The sequence below is a fragment of the Sediminibacterium roseum genome (genome assembly GCF_009939005.1).
GTDB lineage: Bacteria > Bacteroidota > Bacteroidia > Chitinophagales > Chitinophagaceae > Sediminibacterium > Sediminibacterium roseum.
Genome location: NZ_JAACJS010000002.1, coordinates 877,182 through 903,452 on the forward strand (window position 1 = coordinate 877,182; position 26,271 = coordinate 903,452).

23 protein-coding genes are annotated in these 26,271 nt (G+C 45.9%); all 23 read left to right on the plus strand.

Annotation, left to right across the window (positions count from 1 at the left end):
- Positions 1-31: 31 nt before the first annotated feature.
- The 23 genes from GWC95_RS03880 to pseI all read left to right on the plus strand — a co-directional run bounded on the left by GWC95_RS03880 (position 32) and on the right by pseI (position 26,270).
- A complete protein-coding gene (locus GWC95_RS03880) occupies positions 32-997 on the plus strand; it encodes a Gfo/Idh/MocA family oxidoreductase (RefSeq protein ID WP_161817347.1) in 966 nt (321 codons plus the stop codon).
- A 6-nt stretch (positions 998-1,003) separates the two neighbouring features.
- Positions 1,004-1,957, plus strand: coding sequence for a Gfo/Idh/MocA family protein (locus tag GWC95_RS03885; protein ID WP_161817348.1), 954 nt, complete (start codon positions 1,004-1,006; stop codon positions 1,955-1,957).
- A gap of 15 nt (positions 1,958-1,972) precedes the next feature.
- A complete protein-coding gene (locus tag GWC95_RS03890; protein ID WP_161817349.1) occupies positions 1,973-2,761 on the plus strand; it encodes a glycosyltransferase family 2 protein in 789 nt (262 codons plus the stop codon).
- Positions 2,758-3,729 carry a glycosyltransferase gene (locus GWC95_RS03895; protein ID WP_161817350.1) on the plus strand — a complete coding sequence of 324 codons (972 nt, stop codon included), beginning with the start codon at positions 2,758-2,760 and terminating at the stop codon, positions 3,727-3,729. Before GWC95_RS03890 ends, GWC95_RS03895 begins: the two co-directional genes overlap by 4 nt.
- Positions 3,730-3,756: 27 nt before the next feature.
- A complete protein-coding gene (locus GWC95_RS03900; RefSeq protein WP_317164086.1) occupies positions 3,757-4,347 on the plus strand; it encodes a sugar transferase in 591 nt (196 codons plus the stop codon).
- Positions 4,344-4,943: an acetyltransferase gene (locus GWC95_RS03905; RefSeq protein WP_202630200.1), complete on the plus strand. Its 600-nt coding sequence runs from the start codon at positions 4,344-4,346 to the stop codon at positions 4,941-4,943. The genes GWC95_RS03900 and GWC95_RS03905 overlap by 4 nt, the downstream gene beginning before the upstream one ends.
- A 52-nt stretch (positions 4,944-4,995) precedes the next feature.
- Positions 4,996-7,245 (plus strand): N-acetylneuraminate synthase family protein, encoded by a 2,250-nt coding sequence (locus GWC95_RS03910; RefSeq protein ID WP_161817352.1) that lies wholly within the window; start codon positions 4,996-4,998, stop codon positions 7,243-7,245.
- Between the two features lie 18 nt (positions 7,246-7,263).
- On the plus strand, positions 7,264-8,448 hold the full coding sequence (locus tag GWC95_RS03915) for a DegT/DnrJ/EryC1/StrS family aminotransferase (protein ID WP_161817353.1): 1,185 nt from the start codon (positions 7,264-7,266) through the stop codon (positions 8,446-8,448).
- 3 nt (positions 8,449-8,451) lie between these two features.
- A complete protein-coding gene (locus GWC95_RS03920; RefSeq protein WP_161817354.1) occupies positions 8,452-9,075 on the plus strand; it encodes an acylneuraminate cytidylyltransferase family protein in 624 nt (207 codons plus the stop codon).
- A 4-nt stretch (positions 9,076-9,079) separates the two neighbouring features.
- Positions 9,080-10,150 (plus strand): iron-containing alcohol dehydrogenase family protein, encoded by a 1,071-nt coding sequence (locus GWC95_RS03925; RefSeq protein ID WP_161817355.1) that lies wholly within the window; start codon positions 9,080-9,082, stop codon positions 10,148-10,150.
- A gap of 13 nt (positions 10,151-10,163) precedes the next feature.
- On the plus strand, positions 10,164-10,856 hold the full coding sequence (locus GWC95_RS03930; protein WP_161817356.1) for a class I SAM-dependent methyltransferase: 693 nt from the start codon (positions 10,164-10,166) through the stop codon (positions 10,854-10,856).
- Positions 10,857-10,891: 35 nt separating this feature from the next.
- A complete protein-coding gene (locus GWC95_RS03935) occupies positions 10,892-12,019 on the plus strand; it encodes a DegT/DnrJ/EryC1/StrS family aminotransferase (protein WP_161817357.1) in 1,128 nt (375 codons plus the stop codon).
- Positions 12,020-12,021: 2 nt separating this feature from the next.
- On the plus strand, positions 12,022-13,950 hold the full coding sequence (locus tag GWC95_RS03940; RefSeq protein ID WP_161817358.1) for a polysaccharide biosynthesis protein: 1,929 nt from the start codon (positions 12,022-12,024) through the stop codon (positions 13,948-13,950).
- Between the two features lie 47 nt (positions 13,951-13,997).
- Positions 13,998-15,107 (plus strand): GDP-mannose 4,6-dehydratase, encoded by a 1,110-nt coding sequence (gmd, locus tag GWC95_RS03945; protein WP_161817359.1) that lies wholly within the window; start codon positions 13,998-14,000, stop codon positions 15,105-15,107.
- Positions 15,100-16,056: a GDP-L-fucose synthase family protein gene (locus GWC95_RS03950; protein ID WP_202630201.1), complete on the plus strand. Its 957-nt coding sequence runs from the start codon at positions 15,100-15,102 to the stop codon at positions 16,054-16,056. Before gmd ends, GWC95_RS03950 begins: the two co-directional genes overlap by 8 nt.
- Positions 16,057-16,296: 240 nt before the next feature.
- A complete protein-coding gene (locus tag GWC95_RS03955) occupies positions 16,297-18,720 on the plus strand; it encodes an SLBB domain-containing protein (protein ID WP_161817360.1) in 2,424 nt (807 codons plus the stop codon).
- Between the two features lie 48 nt (positions 18,721-18,768).
- Complete coding sequence (locus GWC95_RS03960) at positions 18,769-19,860, plus strand: lipopolysaccharide biosynthesis protein (protein ID WP_161817361.1); 1,092 nt, start codon at positions 18,769-18,771, stop codon at positions 19,858-19,860.
- Between the two features lie 7 nt (positions 19,861-19,867).
- Complete coding sequence (locus GWC95_RS03965; protein WP_161817362.1) at positions 19,868-21,145, plus strand: nucleotide sugar dehydrogenase; 1,278 nt, start codon at positions 19,868-19,870, stop codon at positions 21,143-21,145.
- A gap of 9 nt (positions 21,146-21,154) precedes the next feature.
- Positions 21,155-22,168: a UDP-N-acetylglucosamine 4,6-dehydratase (inverting) gene (gene pseB, locus GWC95_RS03970; protein ID WP_161817363.1), complete on the plus strand. Its 1,014-nt coding sequence runs from the start codon at positions 21,155-21,157 to the stop codon at positions 22,166-22,168.
- Positions 22,169-22,174: 6 nt separating this feature from the next.
- Positions 22,175-23,326, plus strand: a complete 1,152-nt coding sequence (pseC, locus tag GWC95_RS03975; RefSeq protein WP_161817364.1) for a UDP-4-amino-4,6-dideoxy-N-acetyl-beta-L-altrosamine transaminase — start codon at positions 22,175-22,177, stop codon at positions 23,324-23,326.
- Positions 23,319-24,350, plus strand: a complete 1,032-nt coding sequence (pseG, locus tag GWC95_RS03980) for a UDP-2,4-diacetamido-2,4,6-trideoxy-beta-L-altropyranose hydrolase (protein ID WP_262886285.1) — start codon at positions 23,319-23,321, stop codon at positions 24,348-24,350. Before pseC ends, pseG begins: the two co-directional genes overlap by 8 nt.
- Positions 24,347-25,231 carry a methionyl-tRNA formyltransferase gene (locus GWC95_RS03985; RefSeq protein WP_161817366.1) on the plus strand — a complete coding sequence of 295 codons (885 nt, stop codon included), beginning with the start codon at positions 24,347-24,349 and terminating at the stop codon, positions 25,229-25,231. Before pseG ends, GWC95_RS03985 begins: the two co-directional genes overlap by 4 nt.
- Positions 25,218-26,270, plus strand: a complete 1,053-nt coding sequence (pseI, locus tag GWC95_RS03990) for a pseudaminic acid synthase (protein WP_161817367.1) — start codon at positions 25,218-25,220, stop codon at positions 26,268-26,270. Before GWC95_RS03985 ends, pseI begins: the two co-directional genes overlap by 14 nt.
- Position 26,271 lies beyond the last annotated feature (1 nt).

Sequence of the window (26,271 nt, forward strand, 5' to 3'; positions counted from 1 at the left end):
TGTTGTACAATGGTAATGCATACGTAAAAACATGTATAACATAGCAATCATTGGAGCTGGTCAACTAGGAAGCAGGCACCTGCAGGGTTTGATGAAGAGCACGCTTGATCTGAACATTGCTGTTGTGGATCCGCTTGAGTCTTCGCTGGCAGTTGCAAAACAACGCGCCGGGGAGATTCCGCGGGGAAAGAATAAGATCAATGTAAACTATTTTACAGTCATTAGTGAATTACAGCGGACGATCGACTTTTGCATCGTTGCAACAAATTCGGATGTAAGGTTACGGGTGTTAAAGGAAGTGGCGGATAGAAGCGATGTTAAAAACATGTTGCTTGAAAAAGTGTTATTCCAGGATTTGGCCTCTTATGATATCGCACAGGATTTGCTGACCGAAAAGAAGATCAAAGCATGGGTGAATTCCGGATGGAGGAATTTTCCTTTTTTAAAAGAAATCAGGAATGAAGTGAGGGCGCCATCGAAAATGACTTATGTTGTGACGGGGGGTAGGTGGGGATTGGCATGCAACACGATTCATAATATGGACCTGTTGAGCTGCTTGAGCGGTATCCAGGATTTTACACTGGATATTTCTGCCATTGAAAAAATCATCCCCAGCAAAAGAAATGGTTTTTATGAGATGATCGGAACATTGATCTGCCGTCAGTCGAATGGTTCAGTAATGCTCTTGAATAGCCGTGATATTGATTCGATAGATATGAACTTCCATATAACGTCAGACGACTATGAGTGGAATATAGATGGAATACGGTTGTCTGCAATCCGGACATCAATGGTATCGGCTGAACCTGTTGTGTCGAAACCTTATTCATATCCCTATCAAAGTGACACAACCAATATTCAATGCCATAATGTCTTATCAGGCAATGACCCCGATCTGCCTTCGTTTTCGTTTTCCGCAAAACAACATAAAACAATGATTACTGCATTTACTTCAGTGTTTCAAAAATTCGGCATCCCGGGATGTCCCATAACTTAATATAAAATGAATTACGATTGCTGGTTGTTGGGTGCAGGTAATATGGCGAAGGAGTATGTGAAAGTACTGCAAGAACTACAGGTGAAGACCCTCGTGATAGGCCGCAGTAAAAAAAGCGTGGATGATTTGCTCGCCGAATTTACCCTAGACGCAGTATACGGCGGGCTTGTTTCCCATAAAAACCTACTTGAATATCCGTTGCCGGAATTCGCAATTATAGCCGTGTCGAATGAGCAACTAACAGATGTTGCACTACAGTTGATCGGCTTGGGCATTAAAAACATCCTTGTGGAAAAGCCCGCAGGTTTACACTTCGATTCGGTTTTGCTATTACAGGAAGAAGCAAAAAGAACAGGCATCCGGTTATATGTTGCGTACAACCGACGGTTTTATACATCCGTAAACTACCTGAAAGAAAGAATCGCGGTTGAGGGAGGGATTGCTTCTGTGAGTTTTGAATTTACAGAGTGGGTGCATACGTTCGATACCAATCTGTATCCTCCAGAAGTATTGAGTCGTCTTTTGATCGTCAATTCAAGTCATGTACTCGATACTGTTTTTCATCTTGCGGGAAAGCCGCGTGAGTTGCATGCGCATGTAGGCGGTAACGCGGTGGTCTGGCATCCTGCAGGTTCTGTCTTTACAGGTTCCGGGCTTACGGAAAAAAATATTCCTTTTTCTTATGCGTCCAACTGGGGCGCGCCCGGACGTTGGGCTATCGAGATAACGACCCGGCAGAAACGGTATTATCTGAAACCGCTCGAGCGCTTGGCTGTGCAGGAAAAAGGAAGTGTGCAAGTGAACGAGATGGAGCTTGATTATTCGAAAGACATCGCGTTTAAACCGGGTTTGCTTGAGTTAACCAAGGCTTTTTTTAGAAACGATGCTTCGATCCTGTGCACGATCGATGAACATGTTGTGAACTTTGAGTTTTACGAAAAGATTGGAAATTACAGGTAGCATTAACAATCGCCAATGTCAGGAGCCAGGTTGCGTTATTCAGTTGTTATCCCCGTTTACAACGGGCGGCATTTTATCGGCAAAGCAATTGAAAGTTGTTTGGGGCAGACCATGCTCCCTGACGAAATAATTGTAATTGATGATGCAAGCACGGACGAAACGGTTTCCATTGTACAGTCGTTTCAATCGCCATTGATAAAAATTGAGCGAAATCAAGAAAACCGGGGTCCTTCCTTCAGCAGAAATAAAGGAATGAAACTTGCAGAATCGGATTGGATTCTTTTCCTGGATGCAGATGACCTTTTTCATCCTGAAAAGATCAGGATCGTGGACGATTGTATCAGGTCGAATGGAAAAATAAGAGCGTTCGGACATTCATATAACATTGCAGGGCTTGGCGGAGCACATCTGGGAGAATCTGTTCCGATACCGGAACGAATAACCTTGTGGCAGGTATTACTCAAGAATCCGGTGGTAACACCTGCGTTGTGTGTGCGTGCAGGGAACGATATTTTGTTTAATGAAGCGATGGGTTACGCAGAAGACCATGATTTTATCCTGCGCACGGCAGAACAATATGGCTTGTGGTTCATCGATCTTCCATTGTGTGTTTTACAAAGGGCGCCGCTTACAGGCGGCGGTATCAGCAGCCATAAATGGAAGATGAGAAAAGGTGAAATGAAAATGTATATGAACTATGGTAAAAGAAACAATCGGTATCTTTTGATTCCGTTTTTGCTGTTTTTTTCTTTGATGAAGCACGGCAGGCAAATTCTATTCAAACGAAAGCATAACGCACTGTGAAGGAAGCAGACAAAAAACTCGCCTCGGTTGCCGTGTTAATGGCCACTTACAACGGTGAGCGGTTTATAGAACAACAACTGGATTCCATCCTGGCGCAGGAGGATGTAGATGTGCATGTATTTGTGCGTGACGATCATTCTTCAGACCAAACGAGGCAACTGGTCCTGGCCTACCAGGAGCAAACGAAACGCGTTCTGTTACTAAACGACGTTCCTTACCAATTGTATGCCGCGAAAAATTTTATGAGTCTTGTGAAAGATGTGGATATCTCCGCTTTTGATTACATGGCTTATTGCGATCAGGATGATGTGTGGCTCCCGGGCAAGCTAAGCGAATCAATCGCAAAGATAAAGAAGGAAAAAAGGGATTGTTATGCATCCAATTTATTAATGGGCGATGCGGACGCGAATGTCATTCCAAACAGGTCATTGGTTAAAAAAATAGCTGCGTATCTTTTGAATTACAAGCGGAATAAAAAAATGCGTTACGACTTTTATTTTGAATCCGCTTCTGCCGGCTGTACACTGGTTTTAAACCAGCGTGCTGCGGTCTACCTCAAGAAAATATTCACCGAAGAGTTTGAACGTATCCCGGTGCGCGCATCTCATGATTGGTCAACTTATGCGGTTACGCGGCTAGGTGGATTCGAATGGTATATTGACAGCCGCTCGTTCATCATTTACAGGCAGCACTCAGAGAATGCATATGGTGCTAATATTGGTAGAAAGGCGATTGGCAAATTACTTAAGCTTTTTACTTCAGGATGGTATCGGCAACATATTTTGATGATCGATGAACTTTATAACCGTACAGGAACGCACCCTTCGTTTATAGAAGCAGTGAGGTCGTATCAACATACATCAATTCTCTCGAGATTCCGCATGGCATTCGCGGTTTCGTCTCACCGGCGCAAATGGGTTCACCGCGTGATGTTGTTTTTCCTGATCATCTTCGGTTATTGCAAATAAATTATGTACCGATTTTTTTTTAAAAGAATGGTAGATGTGCTGGTATCTCTATGCCTGTTGTTGTTGTTATTGCCTTTTTTCTTGATCATTGTAGTATGGATCCCAATAGCAACAGGCGAGCCCCCCTTTTTTTTCCAGGTGCGCCCGGGTAAAAACGGTCGCTTGTTCAAACTGGTAAAATTCAAAAGCATGAATGAAAAAAAAGATGCAGAAGGAAAATTATTGCCCGATGACCAGCGTTTTACAAGAACGGGCATTTTCCTCCGGAAAACATCGCTGGATGAAATTCCGCAGCTGCTGAATGTGCTGAAGGGAGATATGAGCCTTGTTGGCCCGAGGCCCCTGCTGGTTGAATACCTTCCGCTGTATAACTCCACGCAATCAAAACGGCACGAAGTATTACCGGGCATCACGGGATGGGCACAGGTAAACGGGCGCAACACAATCGGGTGGGAACAAAAATTTGAGTACGACGTCTGGTATGCAGAACATGTTAGTTTTGCCCTGGATGTGAAGATCATTTTCCGGACACTTGCCAGGGTTTTCAAAAGAGAAGGAATAAACGCATCGGCAACTGTTACCATGGAGAAGTTTACAGGAACAAAAAAGCCCCAATGAAAGAGATCGCATTAATCGGTGCCGGCGGACATGCCAAAGTAATCATTGAGATTATTGAAGAAATGGACGGCCGTATTGTGTTTGTAAATGATGACGAAAGCTCTGTAACAACGGTACTGGGATACTCGGTAAGCGTTGAAAAGCCGCCGGTAAATGTGGCTGCGCTGATAGCGGTAGGCAATAACCGCACCCGAAAGAAAATCGCACTCGAAGCAAAGAACCCGTTTGAAACGGCTGTGCATCCCAGGGCAAATCTTTCATCACGTTGCAAAATAGGAGAAGGCACAGTTGTAATGGCCGGGGCAACAATTAATTCAGAAACAAGAATCGGGAAGCATTGCATCATTAACACCAATGCATCCGTTGATCACGATTGTGAAATCGAAGATTTTGTTCACATAGCGCCTGGTTCCTCGGTGGCTGGAGGTGTTAGCATCGGCGAAGGCACTTTGGTGGGAATAGGAAGTGCCATTGTTCCTGGCATCCGAATAGGGAAATGGGCAACCATAGGTGCTGGATCCGTTGTTATTGAAAACGTACCCGATTATGCGGTGGTTGTGGGTGTTCCCGCCGACATAATCAAATACAACCAGTAGTTGAACATTCACGAAATAAAAACCATTCTACAGACCAATCATCCACCAGCAGATGCCAATTAGTAAGAATATATCACAGTATGTTGTTTTTTCTGAGGACAGCCTCAGTTTTGCGCTTCACAAAATAACGGATAACCGTTTCGGTTTTGTGTTTATCGTTGACCAGAGCGGGGTACTTGAAGGAATACTGACAGATGGAGATTTCCGCAGATGGCTCGTAAACACGACCAATTGGGATCTTAACCAACCCGTAACAATCGCCGGAAACAAAGAATTCCTTTCCTGCCAGGAGGATACGGCCATTGAAGAGATTGAATCACTCTTTTCGCGCGAGATCAATTTTATACCCATTGTAGACAAACGCAGGCGACTCACCGCCATCGCGATCAACAAAATGCAGGATCTGATCATCGGTAAGTTTGTGATCGCAGAGAACCAGCCTGTATTCATCATCGCGGAGATCGGCAACAACCACAATGGAAGCATTGAAATGGCAAAGGAACTGGTTGACAAAGCTTTTGAAGCCGGCGCCGACTGCGTTAAGTTCCAGATGCGCCAGATGGATAAAATGTACCGCAAAACAGGTGAGCACGAAGGCAACGCTGGTGAAGATCTCGGAGCGGAATATACACTTGACCTGCTTTCCCGCTTCCAGTTGCCCAATAAACAGTTATTTGAGGTGTTTGACTATTGCAAAAAGGTTGGCATTCTCCCACTTTGCACACCATTTGATGAAGAGAGTCTCGCACTGCTTGAAGGATATGGCCTTGAAGCGTACAAACTTGCTTCCGCAGATCTCACGAACCACGATCTGATCAAAAAAATGGCTGCAACGCGTAAGCCTATGATTTGTTCTACCGGGATGTCTTCCGAATCAGAAATACTTGCAGCTGTTGAATTAATGAAGCGCAACGGGGCGTCATTCGCTTTGCTGCACTGCAATTCTACTTACCCTGCACCGTTTAAGGATGTAAACCTGAATTACCTGCCCCATCTCAAAAAGATCGGAGGCAATTGCCAGGTTGGTTATTCCGGCCATGAGCGTGGTTACGCCGTTCCCATCGCAGCCGTTGCAAAAGGAGCGCGCATCATTGAGAAACACTTTACGATCGACCGCAATATGGAAGGCAATGATCACAAAATCAGTCTGCTGCCAGAGGAATTTGCCGAGATGGTACGCTCCATACGTGAGGTGGAGGAGTCGCTGGGATCCGGTGATATACGCCGCGTTACACAAGGCGAAATGATGAACCGCGAATTTCTCGGCAAGAGCCTCGTGGCCGCAAGGCCCGTAAAAAAAGGAAACGTCATACTTGAAGATGACCTCGATGTCAGAAGTCCGGGAAAAGGATTGCCGCCATACCGACGAAATGAACTGGTTGGCAAACGGGCGCCACGCGATTTTGAAACAGGCAGCTTTTTCTACCTGCGTGATCTGAAAGAAGAAACAGTTGTAGCGAAAAGGTACGCTTTCAAACGCCCTTTTGGAATTCCGGTTCGTTACCACGACTTCAACCAGGCAGTGAACAGTTCGAATCTCGATTTGGTTGAATTTCATTTGAGTTACAAAGACATGGAGATTGATCCTTCAAAATACTTAGACGGAAGTTACAACCTCGATTTTGTTGTGCACAGCCCCGAACTTTTCGCAGGCGACCATATCATGGATCTCTGTTCTGACGATGCTGCCTACCGGCAACATTCTATGAAAGAGCTGCAACATGTGATAGATATCACACGTTCGCTAAAAAAATATTTCAAAACCAAAAAACCGTGCATCATCATCAACGCCGGCGGCGCCACGCAGAATGAAACTATGCCACACTCTGTGAAACAGGCAAAATATGCATTGATCTCAGAAGCAATTAGGTCGCTCGATACAGAAGGAGTTGAACTTATTCCGCAAACCATGCCGCCTTTCCCCTGGCATTTTGGCGGACAGCGATACCATAATCTTTTTATGTCCGCTGAAGACATCGCTGACTTTTGCCAGGAGAACAACAGCCGCATTTGCCTGGATATATCGCATTCTAAATTGTATACCAATAAAGAACACCTGTCTTTCATTGATTTCTTAATACAGACAGCCCCATACGCTGCGCACCTTCATATTGCCGATGCAATGGGTGTAGATGGGGAGGGGCTGCAGATTCACGAAGGAGATATAGACTTTAAACTGGTGGCAAATGAGCTCAACAGGCATTGTCCTGCAGCGTCATTCATACCTGAGATCTGGCAAGGACATAAAAACGATTGTGAAGGGTTCTGGATTGCGCTGGAGCGGCTGGAGAATTATTTATAAACTGGTTAATTATAAAGTATGGACATACGTGTTGACTGGCCCATGCGGGGTCATGAGTTTACAGAGGAGGAAATTGCTGCGGTTGCGGAAGTTATGCGGGAAAGCAACAAAGCACTTACACAGGGCGCCCGTGTGCAGCAGTTTGAAAAAGATTTTGCCGCGTATCTTGGGGCGCCTAATGCTTTTTCGCTTATGAGTGCCGCACATGGTCTTGATATCGCCGCCATGTTGATTGAAATACAACCCGGTGATGAGGTGATCATACCGGCACATACCTATTGTGCCACAGCTCTTGCATTTGCAAGGCGGGGCGCAGTGATCAAATGGGCAGACATAAGGCCAGACACTTTTACGGCCTCATTAGACAATGTGAAAAGACTGGTCACAGAAAAAACAAAGGCGATCGTTTTGGTGCATCTGTACGGGTTGATGAGCCCGGAAACAGAACAGTTTGCTGCAATGGCAAAAGAAAAAAACATATTTCTAGTAGAAGATTGCGCCCAGTCGCTTGGTGCGAAATGGAACGGACGTTGTTGTGGTACTTTCGGAGACATTGGCGTCTACAGTTTTCATGCACAGAAAAACTTGACAACGCTTGGCGAAGGTGGCGTGATCAATGTTGCCAACCCGGATCTCGCCAGAAAGGTTGCCGGCCTCAGGCTTAATGGCCATGCGCCTTTTCAAAATAAAATCGAATACTGGCTGCCCGCGATGGTAAATGTGGATCAAGACATCGACGGTATCTGGCCCGTCAAATCAACCATGAATGAAGTGCAGGCAGCGTTGGGTTCGCATCTGATAGCGAGACTCGACGAGCTTACAGAACGAAGGAGAAAAAGAAGCATGCAGATCAGGGAAGCGTTGAAAGATATCCCTGAAATTATTTTTCAAAGCATTTATGCGGCGGAAGCCCACAGCCATCACCTATTGCCAGCGCGTGTTGCAAGTACAAAATGGCACAGGGACGCATTGATCAAATTGTTGTTTGATGAATACGCGGTAAAAACGATCATACAATTCTACCCGTTGTACCGCTACGACCTTTTCCGCAAAAATGGAATGGGTGCAGCCGATGTTCCTGAAACAGACCGCTTTTTCGACAATATGATCTCGTTTCCTTTCTCATTAACTATGTCAGAAACAGATATACTCTACCTCATTGAATCTGTGCGTTCGGCAGTGAACAAACTCAATAATAGATAACCTATGCGTCTTGCAGTAATACCCGCCAGGGGAGGGAGTAAAGGATTGCCTGGTAAAAATACAAAGGTGCTGAACGGTAAACCCCTTGTTGCATGGTCGATCGAATCGGCGCTGGCATCGGAACTTATAGACAGGGTGGTCGTGTCAACAGACAGTGAGGAGATCAAAACGGTGGCACTCCGGTTTGGTGCCGAAGTGATAGACAGGCCGGCCGAACTGGCTACCGATGAAGCCACAACAATTGCGGTACTCGAACATACTGCGAAAGAAGTGCCGGCCGCCACACAGATTATCGTTTTGCAGCCCACGTCGCCGCTGCGCGACAAGGGATTGCTCGATACATGCATCCGTCTTTATGAGTCGGGCGGTTATACCAACCTGGCAACCGGCTTCTGGTGCAAATACCAGGAATTCGGATCACATAACAATATGCGCAGGCAAGATTACAAAGGTTTTTTTTATGATGATGGCAACGTATATATTCTACCGAGAGAACTTGTCTTAACCGGGCGGTGGAGCGGTAGCAATCCATGCAAATTTCCAATTGAAAAACACATGAATTTCGAGATCGACGATGCAATAGACTTTATCGTTCTGGAAGCCTTGATGAAAACGGTTAAAAAGTAAAAAAATGGAAACAACCTTTCGGATTTTCAAGCAGGTGCCAAGATTGATCTTCGGCGCGGGTTCACTCAGAAGAATCGGTGAACTCGTTCCCCCCAAAAATGAAGGTGATTATTATGTTTATGTGATAGATGATGTACTGAAGAACGGAGTCGTGGAAGATTCACTATCCATCGATGAGAACGATCTGGTTGAATGGTTCCCTGCAACCAGAAAAGAACCTTCTACTATTCAGGTGGATGAATTGCGTGATAAAGTAATAAAGGAGAAAGCCGGTAAAATGCCGTTGTGCATTATTGGCATCGGCGGTGGCAGCACAATGGATGTTGGAAAGGCGCTTTCTGTTATGCTCTGTAACGAAGGTTCGTCCAGGGTGTACCAGGGATGGGACCTTGTGGCCAATCCGGGTATCTTCAAAATCGGGGTGCCTTCGATCGCGGGGTCCGGCGCAGAAGCAAGCCGCACCGCGGTATTAATGGGCGCAGACCGGAAATTCGGAATCAATAGTGATCACAGCATGTTCAACGCCATCATCATGGATAGTTCACTGATCAAAACAGTGAAAAAAGACCAGTGGTTTTACTCGGGAATGGACTGTTTTATTCACTGCGTCGAAAGTCTTGAAGGCACCATGATCAACGAACTCGCAAGAGGTTATGCAGACAAAGCACTTGAACTTTGCAAACGTGTGTTCATGGGAAATGGCGATGATGATATGCTTATGACCGCTTCGTACATGGGCGGCGTTTCGATTGTGAATTCGGAAGTGGGCGTTTGCCATGCATTGTCGTACGGATTGAGTATCGAATTGGAATACCGACATGGATATGCAAACTGTATCGCGTTCAATGTGCTCGACGAATACTACGGGAAACATGTTGCATCATTCAGGGAGATGCTTAAAAGGCACGACATACAACTTTCCACGAACGTGTGCAGCAACCTGGATGATAGTGCAATGAATCGTATGATCGATATGACACTCCGGATGGAACGTCCCCTTACCAATGCCCTCGGCGAAAACTGGAAAGCGATTCTCACCCGAGATAAGATCAGGGAACTGTATTTAAAAATGTAATAGACCGCGTTTGATGAGCAAAAAAAAGAAAACCCGTTACCAGGATTATGTGATCAAAGACGGCCGTTTGGTGGGCAGATTCGAAGAGATGTACCGTGATCACACCGATCCTTGGCACCAGAGCAGCCGGGAAATATTCTCTTCCGAGAAAGCCGTGGGCATTAATCTTATTCAACGCCTGCAACGCAATATGTATATACAGAAAGCCGTGGAACTCGGTTGCGGTTTCGGCGAATACACCGCACGGATCGCAAGAACGGGATTGCAAACGCATGGACTGGATATCTCAGAAACGGCTATTGCCAAAGCACGGGAAAGACATGCAGGCATGCTGTCCACCGGACGATTGAATTTCTCAGTGGCACGGTTTGATGATTTTGATTTCCTGGCGTCATATAAACCCGACATCATTGTGATGCCCGAAATAACATGGTATGTGCTTGATGACCTTGCGGGGTTTATTCAATTCCTGAAAGAAAAACTGCCCGACACATTTCTGTTGCACATGCTCATGACGTATGAGCTGGGAGTCCAGGCATATGGAAAAAATTATTTTACCAACCTGGAGGAGATCCTATTGTTTTTCAACATGAAATACCTCGAATCGGGTAAGGTGAACCTGATAACAGGCGGTAGCCGTACATGGTTCCTTGGAACGAATAATGAACAATACTACCAAAAGTGGTTAAAGGAGGCGGAACAGTAATTGCCGCACTACAAATAAAATCAATGGAATAGACAATGAAAAAAATCTGGTTGTCATCACCACACATGGGAAATGCTGAAAGAGCGTTTGTGGAGTCTGCTTTCGACACGAATTGGGTGGCGCCCCTCGGACCAAATGTTGATGGTTTTGAACAGGACCTGTCCTTATTTACAAATGTTCCCTACGCAGCTGTATTAAGTTCGGGTACAGCCGCCTTACACCTTGCCCTGATCCTGGCAGGCGTGGAGAAGGAGGACAGGGTGCTTTGCCAGAGTTTTACTTTTTCTGCATCGGCTAACCCGGTAGTATACCTTGGTGCAACGCCCGTTTTCATTGATTCGGAAGCGGATAGCTGGAATATGGATCCGGAACTGCTTGAAAAAGCGATCAGGGAATGCATCGGCCAAAAAAAGAAGCCGAAGGCGATCATACCGGTACACCTGTATGGTATGCCGGCAAAGATGGATGCGATCATGAGGCTCGCCCGTAAATACGAGATAACTGTAATAGAAGATGCGGCAGAAGCATTGGGCTCCATGTATCAACAAAAACAATGTGGTTCTTTGGGAGATATGGGTGTTCTGAGTTTCAATGGAAATAAGATCATTACAACATCAAGCGGTGGTGCTTTATTGTCGGCGCAGGAGACCTGGATTACGCACGCTCGTTTTCTCGCAACACAGGCCCGCGATCCTGCGCCTCATTACCAGCATAGTCATATTGGCTACAATTACAGGATGAGCAATATTCTCGCAGGTATCGGCCGCGGGCAAATGAAAGTATTGGGGGAGCGCGTCCAGCAACGCAGGCGTAATTTTGAAACCTATCGCAATGCATTTGCGCAATTTGATGGTATTGCATTTCAACAGGAAGGTCCAGACAGCTTCAGTAACCGTTGGCTTACTTCCATTATCATTGATCCGGCAAAGCAGAAGGGTATCACGAGGGAAGACATAAGGCTGGGTCTCGAAAAAGAAAATATCGAAACCCGCCCGCTCTGGAAACCGATGCACAGGCAGCCTGTTTTTGCAGACGCGCCTAGTTATACAAATGGAACGTCTGAAAAATTATTCAACAACGGCTTGTGTTTGCCCTCGGGTTCAAATCTCACATCAGAGGATCTTGATCGCGTTATAAAGGCCATTCAAAAAATCCTAAAATAGCCATGTTCAAACAGATCAACATATTACCAAGGTGGGCGATCTTCATCATCGATATCTTCATTTGCATTCTTGCATTTTTTCTCGCCTATGTGATAAAGGGAGATATGAGTTTCGATGTAATTAACAAGGCCATATTTCTGAAGAACACACTGGTCCTTATATGTGTGTGTGCACCTGTTTTCCTCATACTGAAAACATATACGGGTATTGTAAGGCTCACTACCATACAGGATGCCTTCAAGATATTGATAGCAGTGACCTTGATCAACGGGGGCTTCATTGCAATTTACATGGTTACCACTATCTTTTTTCATTCCTCTTTTATTTCTATTACCACACTCGTGATCAATGGGTTCATCGAATTCGTGCTGCTGCTTGTGTACAGGCTTGGCATCAAGTACCTTTTTTCCTATTTCAGGAACCCGCGTATCGAAACAAAACATATCGTAGTGTACGGCGCAACAGATGAGGGTATCGCTACCAAACGGGCACTCGAAATGGACACACGTATATACAATCGCGTAATCGCTTTCATGGATGACGATCGATACAAGACCCGTCTTTCGGTTGACGGTATTCCCGTTTTTCAATCATCCGATTTTGAACTGTTACTGGAGAACGAACACGTGGATGAAATGATCATCGCCTCAACATCCATATCCGCTGGAAAGAAAAATGCATTGGTAGATATCTGCCTCGATAGGAACATAAAGGCCATGCTTACGCCACCCGTGAAGGAATGGGTGAACGGGCAATTGTCGTTGCGCCAGATCCACGACATACGCATTGAAGAATTGCTGGAACGCGCGCCGATAGAAATTCACAATGATATCATCGAAAACCAGGTGAAAGGTAAACGGATCATGATAACGGGTGCGTCGGGTTCGATCGGGAGCGAGATCGTAAAACAGTTGGCCCGTTTCAAACCAGCGCTCATGGTGCTGGTGGATATCGCAGAAACACCCATGTATGAATCGGAGTTACAGTTCAGTGAATACAAGACAGAAACTGTATTCCGTTATTTCATCGCCGATGTCCGCAACCGGCGCCGGATGGAGCAGATATTTCGTGAATGCAAGCCTCACTATGTTTATCATGCCGCAGCATATAAACATGTTCCCCTCATGGAGCAACACCCTTATGAAGCGGTGGCAACAAATGTGCTGGGTACAAAAAACGTAGCCGATCTTTCATTGCAGTACGGGGTGCAGAAATTTGTTATGATCTCCTCAGACAAATCTGTGAACCCTACAAATGTGATGGGCGCCAGCAAACGGATTGCAGAAATTTATGTGCAGTCGCTGCACAATCATCACGTTGCAGAAACAAAGAAAAGTAAGGACGCAGGTCTGGCAACACAAACGCTCACCCGTTTCATCACCACGCGGTTTGGCAATGTGCTCGGATCGAATGGGTCGGTGATACCGCGTTTCCGTATACAGATCGCGCAGGGAGGGCCGGTCACGGTTACGCATCCGGATATCAGTCGGTATTTCATGACCATTCCTGAAGCCTGCCAATTGGTGTTGGAGGCAGGAAGCATGGGGAAGGGCGGTGAAATATTTGTGTTCGAAATGGGCAAACTGGTCAGGATCGTCGATCTGGCAAACAAGATGATCAGGCTGGCGGGATTGTCGCCCGGAGTAGACATCGATATCAAATACACAGGCCTTCGCCCCGGTGAAAAACTGCACGAAGAGTTGTTGACGAGCGATGAAAACACCATTGCAACTTACCACAACCAGATCATGATTGCAAAAGTGCGGGAGTATGATTATGAGCAGGTGCGGCAGGTAATCGATCGGATAATCACACTTATTGAAAACGTGGCCGACGAACTGGAGATCGTAAAACTGATGAAGGAAATCATTCCCGAATACATCAGCAATCATTCCGTTTTTGAAAGTCTGGACAAGCGCGCATCGCAATAGCACTTGTCAATAATTGTATACCTTGCAAAACTCTGAAAATAATACGAATGAAGAAAGCTCTGGTAACCGGGATCACCGGTCAGGATGGCGCATACCTCACCGAGTTCCTGCTGAAGAAGGGATACGAAGTGCATGGCATCAAAAGGAGAAGCTCGCTTTTTAATACAGGGCGGATAGATCATTTCTATGAAGATCCGCATATTCCCGGCCGGCATCTTTTTTTGCATTATGGCGATCTTACGGATTCAACCAATCTGATACGGATTATCCAGGAAGTACAGCCTGATGAGATTTACAACCTGGCCGCAATGAGCCACGTACATGTTAGTTTTGAAACGCCTGAATATACAGCCAATGCAGATGGTATCGGAACACTGCGGATACTGGAAGCAGTGCGGTTACTTGGTCTGGTGAAGAAAACGAAAGTCTACCAGGCCTCCACCTCAGAGTTGTATGGACTGGTTCAGGCAGTACCGCAGAATGAAACGACGCCTTTTTACCCGCGTTCCCCTTATGCAGTAGCCAAACTGTATGCGTACTGGATCACGGTAAATTACCGGGAAGCCTATGGTATGTTCGCTTGCAACGGAATCTTGTTTAATCATGAATCACCATTGCGCGGCGAAACGTTTGTAACCAGGAAAATCACCCGCGCAGTTGCTAAGATCGCGTTAGGATTGCAGGAGACTTTGTATCTGGGCAACCTTGATGCACAACGCGACTGGGGCCACGCCAAAGACTATGTGGAAGGCATGTGGCTCATGATGCAGCAGGAAACCCCGGAAGACTTTGTACTGGCCACCGGCATCACTACACGTATACGTGATTTCGTGATACGTGCCTTCGGGGAGGCGGGTATCGAACTCGAGTTCGAAGGGCAGCATGAGAATGAAACCGCAAAAGTGAAAGCATGCCATGGCAGGTTCGCATTACCGGTTGGTAAAGTAGTATTGAAGGTTGATCCGCATTATTATCGTCCAACCGAAGTTGACCTTCTGATCGGAGACGCAGGCAAGGCCATACAAAAACTAGGGTGGAAGCCACGTTATACACTGAATGAAATGATCGCAGAAATGGTAGCCAGCGATATTCAGTTGTTCGAACGCAGCCTGTTTCTCAAATCCAACGGGTTCAATACAAAAAACGAGCATGAGTAGAATGGAACTGAATTCAAAAATTTATATAGCCGGGCATCGCGGAATGGTAGGCAGCGCAATCCTTAGAAAACTCCGCGAAGTAGGATATTCAAATATCATTTACCGAACCTCTGCAGAACTGGATTTGCGGAACCAGCAGGCTGTGAATGATTTCTTTGCCACGGAAAAACCGGAGTTCGTTTTTCTTGCAGCAGCAAAAGTGGGAGGGATCGTTGCAAACAATACCTACCGCGCAGACTTTATCTACGAAAACCTTATGATCGAAGCCAACCTGATCCATGCGGCTTACGTTCACAAAGTGGTAAAATTGCTGTTCCTGGGTTCCTCATGCATTTATCCCAAAATGGCCCCACAGCCATTAAAAGAGGAATATCTTTTATCGGGCTTCCTGGAAGAAACCAACCAGCCCTATGCCATCGCTAAAATAGCCGGGATCGAATTGTGCGATGCTTACCGGAGACAATATGGATGTAACTTCATTTCTGCCATGCCCACCAACCTGTACGGGCCGAATGACAATTACGATCCGGAGACTTCTCACGTTTTGCCGGCTCTTTTGCGCAAATTTTTAACCGCACAAAAAAAACACGAAAAATCGGTGACCCTTTGGGGAACCGGTACGCCTCGCCGTGAATTTCTGCATGTGGATGACCTCGCCGCTGCCTGCCTTTTGCTGATGGACCGGTATGACCAAAGCGGTTTTCTCAATATCGGAACCGGTACCGATATCAGTATCTATGAACTGGCTGAAATGATTGCAGCGCTAACCGGTTTCGATGGTGAAATTGTACTCGACCGAACCAAACCGGACGGAACACCCCGCAAATTGATGGACGTGACCCGCCTCGAATCCATGGGCTGGAAACCAACTATTTCACTGCACCAGGGAATAGCCGGAGTGCTTCAGGATATACAGCACCATGGTCGTTTTGATAGCAGTTTGGGCTAATTCATTTTTTTGAAATTATCAGTCGTTATATCCATATATTTGCAATCCATAAAGCTGGTGTCCTAATCCCCCTTAAGCGCCTAAGTCTTTGATAATGACTACTCAAAAACGCTTTTTTGGTCATCGCCTGTATTTAAAAGACACGCTGTAACTAATCGTAGATGGCTGGCGGTTTAAGTAGGCTTTTTAATCTCATGTAAGTGAGGAGGGCGGAGCCCTGTCTTTTAAAATAAGTCTGTTATGCTAAAGAAATTTCTGAAAGTTACCGGGACATTTATTTTACTTTTTGTTGCAACAAACCTTTATGCGCAGGATCTTTTCAGGGGTGAGGATCTGAGTAAGCTGAAGGTTGACCAGCTCACTGAGACTGATATCTCTAAGTTCAAAACGCAGTTGACCAATATGGGTATGACCTTGGACCAGGCCGAAAAAATAGCCGTTTCAAAGGGAATGCCGCTTGGGGAATTTGATAAACTGCGCCAGCGCATTGCAGCATCTACAAACAGATCTTCAGGCCCTAATAACCCGGATCGCAACAGCAACGGTTCCGATTCAACGGCTAAACCCCAGTATCAATCCGAAAGGCCTAGATCGTTGATCGATTCATTGATATTTGGTTCTGAACTCTATACATCGGTTGCACCCAGTTTCGAACCCAACCTGAACATGGCAACTCCGTTAAATTATATCCTCGGATCCACAGATGTGGTATCCATTTCAATCTATGGCGTTCAGCAATACGAAGGGGAGCACCGGATCTCTGCGGAAGGGAGCATTCAGATACCGAATGTAGGGCAGATCAAACTGGCTGGGCTCAGCTTTGAGGAAGCGACGGAGAAACTGAAAACAGTTTTGGGCAACAGTGCATACCCTTACCTGAAATCCGGCGGATCGAAATTGGCGCTGTCACTCGCTAAAATACGTACGATACGGGTGAATGTGATCGGCGCAAACTTTCCGGGGAATTTCAATGTGTCATCGTTGACCACGGTGTTCAATGTATTATACCTTGCCGGCGGTCCATCTAAATTCGGAAGTTTCCGCGAGATCGAATTGATGCGTAACGGCAAACTTATTACCAAAATCGATCTATACAGGTTTTTGCTCAATGGAGACCAGTCTGATAACATTGGTCTTAAAGACAATGACGTGATCAGGATACCTCCTTATAAAAAACGCGTGGAACTGAGGGGCCAGGTTAAAAGACCGGGAATATTCGAGTTGCTTCCCGGCGAAAATTTTTCAAATGTGATAGAATTCGCTTCTGGCTTTACAGATTCTGCATACACCGCCAGCGTGAAGGTATACCAGCAAACCGACCGGGAAAGAAAAGTAACAGACATCACATCGGAACAATACACAACATATACACCCAAATCCGGAGACCTCTTCATCGTATCAAAAATCCTGAACCGGTTTGCGAACCGTGTACGCATCAGCGGCGCCGTATTCCGTCCTGATGTATATGCTTTAACACCGGGGATGACGGTTGCCGATCTGATCAGGAAAGCAGACGGTATACGGGAGGACGCCTATACGGGGCGTGCGCAGGTTATGCGTTTGCAGGACAACCTGCAGCCGTCCATTCTTTCCTTTGATATCAAAAAGGCGCTTTCCAATGATCCTGAACATAACTTCGTACTCAAGCGAGAAGATGAGGTGCTGATCGTTTCGGTGCAGGATCTGCAGGACAAATTCAAAATTACCATCCAGGGAGAAGTCCGGCTGCCAGGCGAATACAACTATGTCGCTAACCTTACTTTAAAAGACCTGATCCTGAAAGCCGGTGGTTTTACAGATGCGGCCTACAAAAACATAGAGATATCAAGGTTGCTGAAACGCGATAGCATCAGTTCCAATGATTTTCGTTCGGCGCAACTGATCACTACACAGATCGAGGCCGATGATCTGCAATCTGCAGCGGCGAATGTAAAATTGGAACCATACGATGTTGTAACCATAAGACGAAAAGCGGGTTACCAGTTGCCTGAGTCGATTACGGTGATCGGGCAGGTGCAGTTTCCTGGTCCTTATACGCTTAACAGGATCTCTGAACGGGTGAGTGATATTTACAATCGTGCAGGAGGCGCATTGCCGGATGCTGATCTAACCGGCGCTTATATCAAAAGGTTTCGCACGCAGATGGAAATAGAGGCGCTGAATAACAAGACGATGAAAATTCAGAAAGATGTAAAGGCCGACACCAGCAATTCAACAACTGTGGTGAAGGATTTTGATCAGATTCCATTGGATCTGCCTTATATCCTTTCGCACCCAGGCTCGATCGAAGATATTTTCATGAAGGAAAAAGACCAATTGGTCATACCAAGGTACGATGCGCAGGTGAAGGTTAGTGGTGCCGTATTGCTGCCTACCCAGATCACTTACCGGGCAGGCAACAAACTGGAGGATTATATCGATGCTGCCGGAGGTTATGCGTACAATAGCATGAAAAGAAAATCATTTGTAATCTATCCAAATGGCAAAACAGCGGTTACCAAGCATTTCCTGTTTTTCAGTTTCTCGCCTAAAGTAACTGCCGGCGCGGAGATTGTTGTTCCTTACAAACCGGAAAAACGGCCGTTAAGTACGACTGAAATAATTGGCCTTTCCAGCGTTCTGGCCAGCCTGGCAGGGGTTGTTCTCGCACTTTTACGTTTGTAGCACACACGAAGTATCCGGCCGTATTGCCATGAATGTTAACCATATAAAATGTCGCAGTTAAACGAGTTAAAACGATCAAACGGATCCGATGGCTTTTCCATCAAGGAGTTCGTACCGGTTTTAAAAGCATGGTTCCTCTACCTGAGAAGGAAATGGTACATCGTTGTATTGCTGGGTCTTACCGGCGGCGGCATCGGTTTTTACTATGCCTATAAACAGAAAACACAGTACATTGCCACGCTCAGTTTCGCGCTGGAAGAAGATAACGCCAAAGGCGGTGGCGGTATCAGCGGTTTGGCGAGCCAATTGGGTTTTGACTTCGGCGGGAGTGCAGGCGGCGCATTTTCCGGATCCAATCTTTCTGAACTGATGAAGTCACGCAGCCTGGTAGAAAAAACCTTATTGAATCCCATTACCGTCAATGGCCGTGAGATCTCGTTGGCTGAATATTACATACAGTTGTACGACCTGCGCAAAGGATGGGAAAACATTCCCGGGCTTGCCGGCCGTTCGTTCAAAGTAAATGATGACAGAAGCAAATTTACGCTGCAGCAGGATAGTGTGCTTGGGATCATTGAAAAGGACATTACCACTGAAAAATTGAATGTTGGTCCGAAAGATAAAAAGATCAACATTACTTACATCGATGTGAAATCAGCTGACCAGCTTTTTTCAAAGGTCTTTGCGGTCACATTGGCAAAAGTGGTATCAGACTTCTATGTTCAGACAAAAAGCAGGAAATCGCAGATTTCGGTGGATATTATGCAGCACCAGGTAGATTCACTCCGCGCGCAGCTGAATTCGGGTATTGCGGGTGTTGCGGCGGCATCAGACAATGTATTCAATCTCAATCCCTCCATGAATATTATGCGGGCGCCGTCTGCAAGGAGACAAATTGATGTGCAAACGAATACGGCCATGTTGATGCAGCTTGTACAGAATCTTGAAGTGGCCCGGATGTCGCTGCGAAAAGAAACACCACTGATACAGATCATCGACGAGCCGATATTGCCCCTGCCGCGCATCAAACCCAGCAAGTTAAACTACCTCATCAGGGGTGGGCTGTTAGGTGGGTTTATTGCAGTGATCGGATTGATCGGTTTTTACTGGTATAAGAAAACGTTTTCTTCATTTACATAAAAACGCTATGGCTTTGGATAACAAATTGGCGGAATACAAAATTGCTGTGATAGGCCTCGGGTACGTTGGATTGCCGCTGGCCGTGGAATTCGGCAAGCAATACCAGGTACTCGGTTTCGATATTGATCAAAAAAGAATTGCAAGTCTGAAACAAGGCTACGATGTCACCAAAGAAACATCGGAAGATGAGATCAGGTCGGCTATAAAGCTTTCCTTTTCATACGATCAGGAAGAGCTTAAAAAATACAACGTATTCATCATAACGGTTCCTACCCCGATCGACCAGTTTAAAGTACCAGATTTGAAACCGCTGTTAAAAGCAACAGCCATGATCGGTTCGGTTCTTAAGAACGGGGATATCGTTATTTACGAGAGCACGGTGTATCCAGGTTGTACCGAAGAGGATTGCGTACCTGTGCTCGAAAAAACAAGCGGACTGGTATTCAACCGCGATTTCTACTGCGGTTATTCTCCTGAAAGGATCAATCCCGGAGACAAGGTAAATACCCTTACAAAAATCGTAAAGGTTACTTCCGGCTCAACCCCCGAAATCGCTGACATTGTTGATGGATTGTACAGCAGCATCATTGTTGCGGGTACACACAAAGCGGCAAGCCTAAAAGTAGCGGAGGCATCAAAAGCGATCGAAAATGCGCAACGGGATGTAAATATCTCATTTGTGAACGAGTTGGCGCTGATCTTCGACAGGATGGGTATCGATACCAACGACGTACTTACTGCAGCCGCTACCAAATGGAATTTTCTGCGTTACAGTCCTGGGTTGGTAGGAGGGCATTGCATAGGTGTGGATCCATATTATCTTTCCTACAAAGCTGAAGCACTTGGTTATTATCCACAGGTGATTCTGAGTGGTAGAAGGGTCAATGATATGATGTCTACCTTTATTACCAACAAGGTGATCAAGTTGCTGATCAAAAATGACCATACGATCAACAAATCACGGGCGTTGATCCTTGGAATCACATTCAAGGAGAATTCGACTGATATTCGTAACACGAAAGCCGTTGATATTTATCGCGAACTCATCGAGTTTGGAGTAAAGGTAGATGTGTTCGACCCCAATGCCAATGCCGAAGACGTTATGGAAGAATACGGTGTTAGAATGATCAGCAACATAGAAGGTAAATACGATGCCATCATTGTTGCCGTGTCGCATGCGGAGTTCAGGGAACTCGATTACAACGCTTTGAAATCAAGCGCCAACTCGGTTATTTTTGATATTAAATCATTCCTCCCACGATCAATTGTTAACGCAAGATTATAATCACATACTATGGTACTCACAGATAAGTCAATTCTAATTACCGGTGGTACGGGCTCGTTTGGTAAAGCGATGGTTAAATACATCTTTACCAACCATCCGGATGTAAAGCGCGTGATCGTTTTTTCGCGTGACGAACAGAAGCAGTTTCAGATGGCTCAGGATTTTCCTGTTTCCAAGTATCCACAGATCCGCTTTTTGATCGGTGATGTGCGTGACAAAGAAAAAGTAAAAAGGGCGTTCCAGGGTGTCAATTATGTGATACATGCTGCGGCGATGAAGCATGTGCCGATTGCAGAGTACAACCCTGAAGAGTGTGTAAAGACCAACGTATTTGGTGCTCAGAATGTAATTGATGCTGCACTTGAAACAGGTGTAGAACGTGTGGTTGCATTGTCTACCGACAAAGCCTGCGCCCCCATCAACCTGTATGGCGCCACTAAACTTACTTCAGATAAACTTTTTGTTGCGGCCAATAACATCCGCGGATGGAACCCGATCCGGTTTTCGGTGGTACGGTATGGAAACGTTATGGGATCCAATGGTTCGGTCATCCCTTTTTTTATCAACAAGAAAAAGGAAAAAATATTGCCGATCACAGATCCAAAAATGACACGCTTCAATATTACTTTGTCGGCCGGTGTAGATATGGTGATCCACGCACTTGAGCACGCCTGGGGTGGAGAAATTTTTGTTCCCAAAATTCCATCATACAAAATACTGGATGTAGCAGAGGCGATCGGACCGGAATGCGAAATAAAGGTGGTGGGTATCAGGCCCGGTGAAAAAGTACACGAAGAAATGATCACCTCATCGGATTCGTTTTTTACCTATGACCTGGGTAAATATTATGTGGTGCTTCCATCCCTGCCTACATGGGACCTTGGCGAATACATCGCTGAAACAAAAGCCAAGTTGGTGAAAGAGGGTTTCCAGTATAATTCTGGCGAAAACGATGAGTGGGTAGGTGTGAAGGAACTGAGAGAAATGATCGTTGAGCACGTTGATCCTGCATTTAAGCCATAATATTATATGAAGATTATTCCATACGGGCGGCAGCAAATAACCGATGAAGATATACTAGCGGTGAACAATGTATTACGTAGTGATTTGCTCACGCAGGGACCGGCGATCCAGGCATTTGAAAATGCATTTGCTTCTTATTGCGGAAGTAACTATGCGATCGCGTTGTCTAACGGCACAACGGCCCTGCATCTTGCCGCACTCGCACTGGGTGTTAACGGGAGTTCGAACGTAATTACTTCGCCAATTACTTTTGTTGCCTCCGCGAACTGTGTACGCTATTGTGGGGGTACCGTATGGTTTGCTGATATAGATCCGGTAACCTATACCATGGATATCGGGAAAGTACGTCAGCTCATTGCATCCAAACCCAAGGGGTTTTTTCAGGGAATTATACCTGTTGATTTTGCGGGGTTTGCCGTGAACCTCGAAGAACTGCGCGCGCTCGCAGATGAGCATGGATTGTGGATCATTGAAGATGCATGCCATTCACCGGGTGGATATTTCACAGACAAAAGCGGGAAGAAACAGGTTTGCGGCAATGGAAAATTTGCCGAGATCTCTGTTTTCTCTTTTCATCCCGTTAAACACATCGCCTGTGGCGAAGGCGGGATGATCACAACGGATAACAAGGAACTGTATGAAAAAATCATGCTGCTCCGAACGCACGGTATCACCAAAGACCCGCAGCTATTGGAAGATCACCATGGCGGATGGTATTATGAGATGCAGCAGCTTGGCTATAACTACCGGTTAACAGATTTCCAGTCGGCATTGGGATTGTCACAACTCGGCCGTGCTGAGAATGGGATGGAGAGAAGGAAAGCCATCGCCCGTAAATACAATGAAACGTTCACGAACATGCCCGGTATCGTTTCACATTCAGGGCTTGTAACCGGCCACGCGTATCATCTCTATATTATAGAGGTTAACGACCGCAAGGCGCTGTATGACTTCCTGAAGGAAAAGAACATTTACACCCAGGTTCATTATATACCCGTTCATACTATGCCATATTACAAACAGTTTGGCTGGAAACAGGGTGACTTTCCATCGGCCGAACAATACTATAACAGATGTTTGAGCTTGCCGATGTATCCTGCACTGTCAGACGAGGAGCAGGATTACGTAATTACATCAATCAAGACTTTTTTTGCGTAGTAACCGAATCGTTTTCCGGGCCGATGGAGGTGAGTTAACCGGGTTGGGCCACATCATGCGGTGTGTTTCACTCAGCGAAATGTTGGGACCGGCGTTTTCATATCTTTTTATTGTGAACAATGCCGATGAAAAGGTGAAAGAGCTGGTTTCGCAACATGGAGAGGCGGTGTTCATTAATGTAGAGGATATCGAATCAGAGCCGGAAGCGATCAGCGGCATCATACGGCAGGATGATATCTTTGTTTCAGACGGCTATTTTTTTGATACCGCCTACCAGGAACAGATTAAAAAAAAGGTACACAAGCTTGTCATGATCGATGATAAGGCCATGCATTTTTTCTACGCCGATGTAATTATCAACCACGGCGGTCTTTCTGAAATCCCCAGTTATAGAACGGCTCCGTTCACCCGCGTACTAAGCGGATTCGATTACCTGATCGCAAGAAATGAGTTCATTCATGCCGCATCTTCACCAGAATTAAGAAAAATCTCACCCGTCGAAACCGTATTCATCTGCATGGGAGGTGCGGACCCATTCGACATTACGACTAAAATCATAAACGTTTGCCTATCGTTTGATTACATTCAACGCCTGAACGTTGTTACCGGCGCGGCTTATGCGCACAGGTCTTCACTCAGCAATGTACTGGCTGCTGATTCTTCTTCCCGTATACGCCACTATGAAAACCTTAATGCAAAAGAAATGGTGCAGCACATAGCAGAAAGCCAGGTTTCTTTTGCTACGGCCAGTTCAACTGCAATGGAAATTTGTTGCGTGCGTTCAGGATTGGTTTCTGGAATTGTGGTCGATAACCAAAATGCCATCCATCAACAGCTTTTGGCAAACGGATGTTGTATTTCCGCAGGCAATTTCATTACGGCGTCTGAAGCGCATATAGCAGACTGCATCCGGCAAATAGTTGATCCTGGGGTACTTGGGAAGGTGATTGCGAACCAGAAAAGAAATGTGGACGGCAGATCCGCCGAACGGCTTTTAGAAGTTTTCACAAACCTCGCTGCATGAAAAGACTGACATACGGATTACTTGTGAGCGGAGAATTGGGTGCCTTGTGCCTTTCGAATATATCCGACGAACAGGATGTTCATTTTGTGCTTACGGATAAGAAATCTGAGAAAATAGTACAAATGTGCGCCGAAAAAAACATCCCGGTATTTGCCGGTAACCCGCGAAATGGAAAAGCTGCGGCGTTTCTGTCGGAGCGAAAAGTTGATGTGATCCTTTCCATCAATTATCTTTTTATTATAGAGCGTGATGTGATTGATCATTCGGTGCAATATGCAATTAACATTCATGGTTCTCTATTGCCTAAATATCGTGGCCGTACACCGCATGTATGGGCGATCATCAACAATGAAAAAGAAACCGGTATTACCGCGCACCTCATCAACGATGGTTGTGATACCGGAGATATTGTTTACCAGGAATCGCTTCCGATTCATCAAACCAGCACGGGGTTCGATGTATTGGGTTCTTTTTTTGAGAGATACCCCATCATCGTGAAAAAACTGATCGGTATGCTGGAGGCCGGTAAATTGGTAACCACAGCGCAGGACGAAAGCAAGGCAACGTATTTTGGAAAACGAACCCCGGAAGACGGAGCGATCAACTGGATATGGCAAAAAGAAAGAATATACAACTGGGTGAGGGCACTGGCCAAACCTTACCCAGGTGCATTTACTTATTACAACGATCAAAAAATAATCATACACAAAGTGGCGTTCGATGCTGCAGGTTTTGAATATACCGACCCGGATGGATTGATCGTATCCGGTGGTGAGCAACCTGTAATCAAAACCAGCAATGGTTGTATCAGGTTGGAAGAACTTGAAGCGAATGCCGGTATTGTTTTTAAAAAAGGAGAGGTATTGCATGCAGGACATTAAGATTTACAATCGACAGATCGGTGAGAACCATCCACCTTTTGTAATAGCTGAAATGAGTGGCAACCACAACCAATCGCTGGAAAAAGCGCTTGCGATCGTGGACGCCGCCGCCGCCGCGGGCGCGCATGCGGTCAAATTACAGACCTACACACCAGACACGCTTACGATCGATGTCAGGCATGGCGAGTTCTGCATAGAAGATCCCAAATCATTGTGGTATAAGCGTAACTTATACGAATTGTACCGGGAGGCGATGACCCCCTGGGAATGGCACAAAGCCTTGTTTGACCGTGCCAAAGAAAAAGGGATCTTCTGCTTCAGCACACCCTTTGATGATACTGCGGTCGATTTCCTGGAAGAACTGGATATGCCGGTATACAAAGTGGCGTCTTTCGAAAACAATCATTTGCCATTATTGAAAAAGATAGCGCGAACAGGTAAACCTGTGATCATGAGTACGGGAATTTCTGAATTGGCGGATATTGAAATCGCGGTAAGGACATTGCGCGACAATGGATGTAAGGATCTCGTGCTTTTAAAATGTACCAGTACCTATCCCGCTACGCCTGAGAACACAAACGTTCGTACCATACCTCATCTCGCTACCCTGTTCAATTGCATGGTGGGTCTGTCGGATCACACGCTTGGGATCGGCGCTTCTGTTGCGGCAGTGGCGTTGGGTGCACGTGTGATTGAAAAACATTTTACGCTGGACCGCTCGGAAGGAGGGGTTGATTCGGCCTTTTCAATGGAGCCGAATGAGTTCCGCTCACTGGTTGACGAAACGGAACGCTGCTTCCTGAGTCTTGGTGAAGTGAAGTATGGCATCCTCCCCGATGAGCAGAAAAGTAAAACCTTCAAACGTTCTATATACGTTGTGGAAGATATGAATGAAGGGGATGTATTTACAGAGCAGAACATACGCATCATCAGGCCCGGGCTCGGTATGGCGCCGAAATACATGGAGAATGTGCTTGGGAAAAAAATAAACCGTTCCGTAAAAAAAGGGACGGCGTTGACCTTTGATCTAATTGGATAAT

Excerpts from the sequence above, each read along its gene's own strand:
- GWC95_RS03950 (WP_202630201.1), top strand. The coding sequence starts at position 15,100 with ATGAGTAGAATGGAACTGAATTCAAAAATTTATATAGCCGGGCATCGC.
- GWC95_RS03900 (WP_317164086.1), top strand. The coding sequence starts at position 3,757 with ATGGTAGATGTGCTGGTATCTCTATGCCTGTTGTTGTTGTTATTGCCT.
- pseC (WP_161817364.1), top strand. The coding sequence starts at position 22,175 with ATGAAGATTATTCCATACGGGCGGCAGCAAATAACCGATGAAGATATA.
- GWC95_RS03910 (WP_161817352.1), top strand. The coding sequence starts at position 4,996 with ATGCCAATTAGTAAGAATATATCACAGTATGTTGTTTTTTCTGAGGAC.
- GWC95_RS03940 (WP_161817358.1), top strand. The coding sequence starts at position 12,022 with ATGTTCAAACAGATCAACATATTACCAAGGTGGGCGATCTTCATCATC.
- GWC95_RS03955 (WP_161817360.1), top strand. The coding sequence starts at position 16,297 with ATGCTAAAGAAATTTCTGAAAGTTACCGGGACATTTATTTTACTTTTT.
- pseB (WP_161817363.1), top strand. The coding sequence starts at position 21,155 with ATGGTACTCACAGATAAGTCAATTCTAATTACCGGTGGTACGGGCTCG.
- GWC95_RS03965 (WP_161817362.1), top strand. The coding sequence starts at position 19,868 with ATGGCTTTGGATAACAAATTGGCGGAATACAAAATTGCTGTGATAGGC.
- gmd (WP_161817359.1), top strand. The coding sequence starts at position 13,998 with ATGAAGAAAGCTCTGGTAACCGGGATCACCGGTCAGGATGGCGCATAC.
- GWC95_RS03880 (WP_161817347.1), top strand. The coding sequence starts at position 32 with ATGTATAACATAGCAATCATTGGAGCTGGTCAACTAGGAAGCAGGCAC.
- GWC95_RS03890 (WP_161817349.1), top strand. The coding sequence starts at position 1,973 with ATGTCAGGAGCCAGGTTGCGTTATTCAGTTGTTATCCCCGTTTACAAC.
- GWC95_RS03925 (WP_161817355.1), top strand. The coding sequence starts at position 9,080 with ATGGAAACAACCTTTCGGATTTTCAAGCAGGTGCCAAGATTGATCTTC.
- GWC95_RS03905 (WP_202630200.1), top strand. The coding sequence starts at position 4,344 with ATGAAAGAGATCGCATTAATCGGTGCCGGCGGACATGCCAAAGTAATC.
- GWC95_RS03935 (WP_161817357.1), top strand. The coding sequence starts at position 10,892 with ATGAAAAAAATCTGGTTGTCATCACCACACATGGGAAATGCTGAAAGA.
- GWC95_RS03920 (WP_161817354.1), top strand. The coding sequence starts at position 8,452 with ATGCGTCTTGCAGTAATACCCGCCAGGGGAGGGAGTAAAGGATTGCCT.
- GWC95_RS03885 (WP_161817348.1), top strand. The coding sequence starts at position 1,004 with ATGAATTACGATTGCTGGTTGTTGGGTGCAGGTAATATGGCGAAGGAG.
- pseI (WP_161817367.1), top strand. The coding sequence starts at position 25,218 with ATGCAGGACATTAAGATTTACAATCGACAGATCGGTGAGAACCATCCA.
- GWC95_RS03960 (WP_161817361.1), top strand. The coding sequence starts at position 18,769 with ATGTCGCAGTTAAACGAGTTAAAACGATCAAACGGATCCGATGGCTTT.
- GWC95_RS03985 (WP_161817366.1), top strand. The coding sequence starts at position 24,347 with ATGAAAAGACTGACATACGGATTACTTGTGAGCGGAGAATTGGGTGCC.
- GWC95_RS03915 (WP_161817353.1), top strand. The coding sequence starts at position 7,264 with ATGGACATACGTGTTGACTGGCCCATGCGGGGTCATGAGTTTACAGAG.
- GWC95_RS03930 (WP_161817356.1), top strand. The coding sequence starts at position 10,164 with ATGAGCAAAAAAAAGAAAACCCGTTACCAGGATTATGTGATCAAAGAC.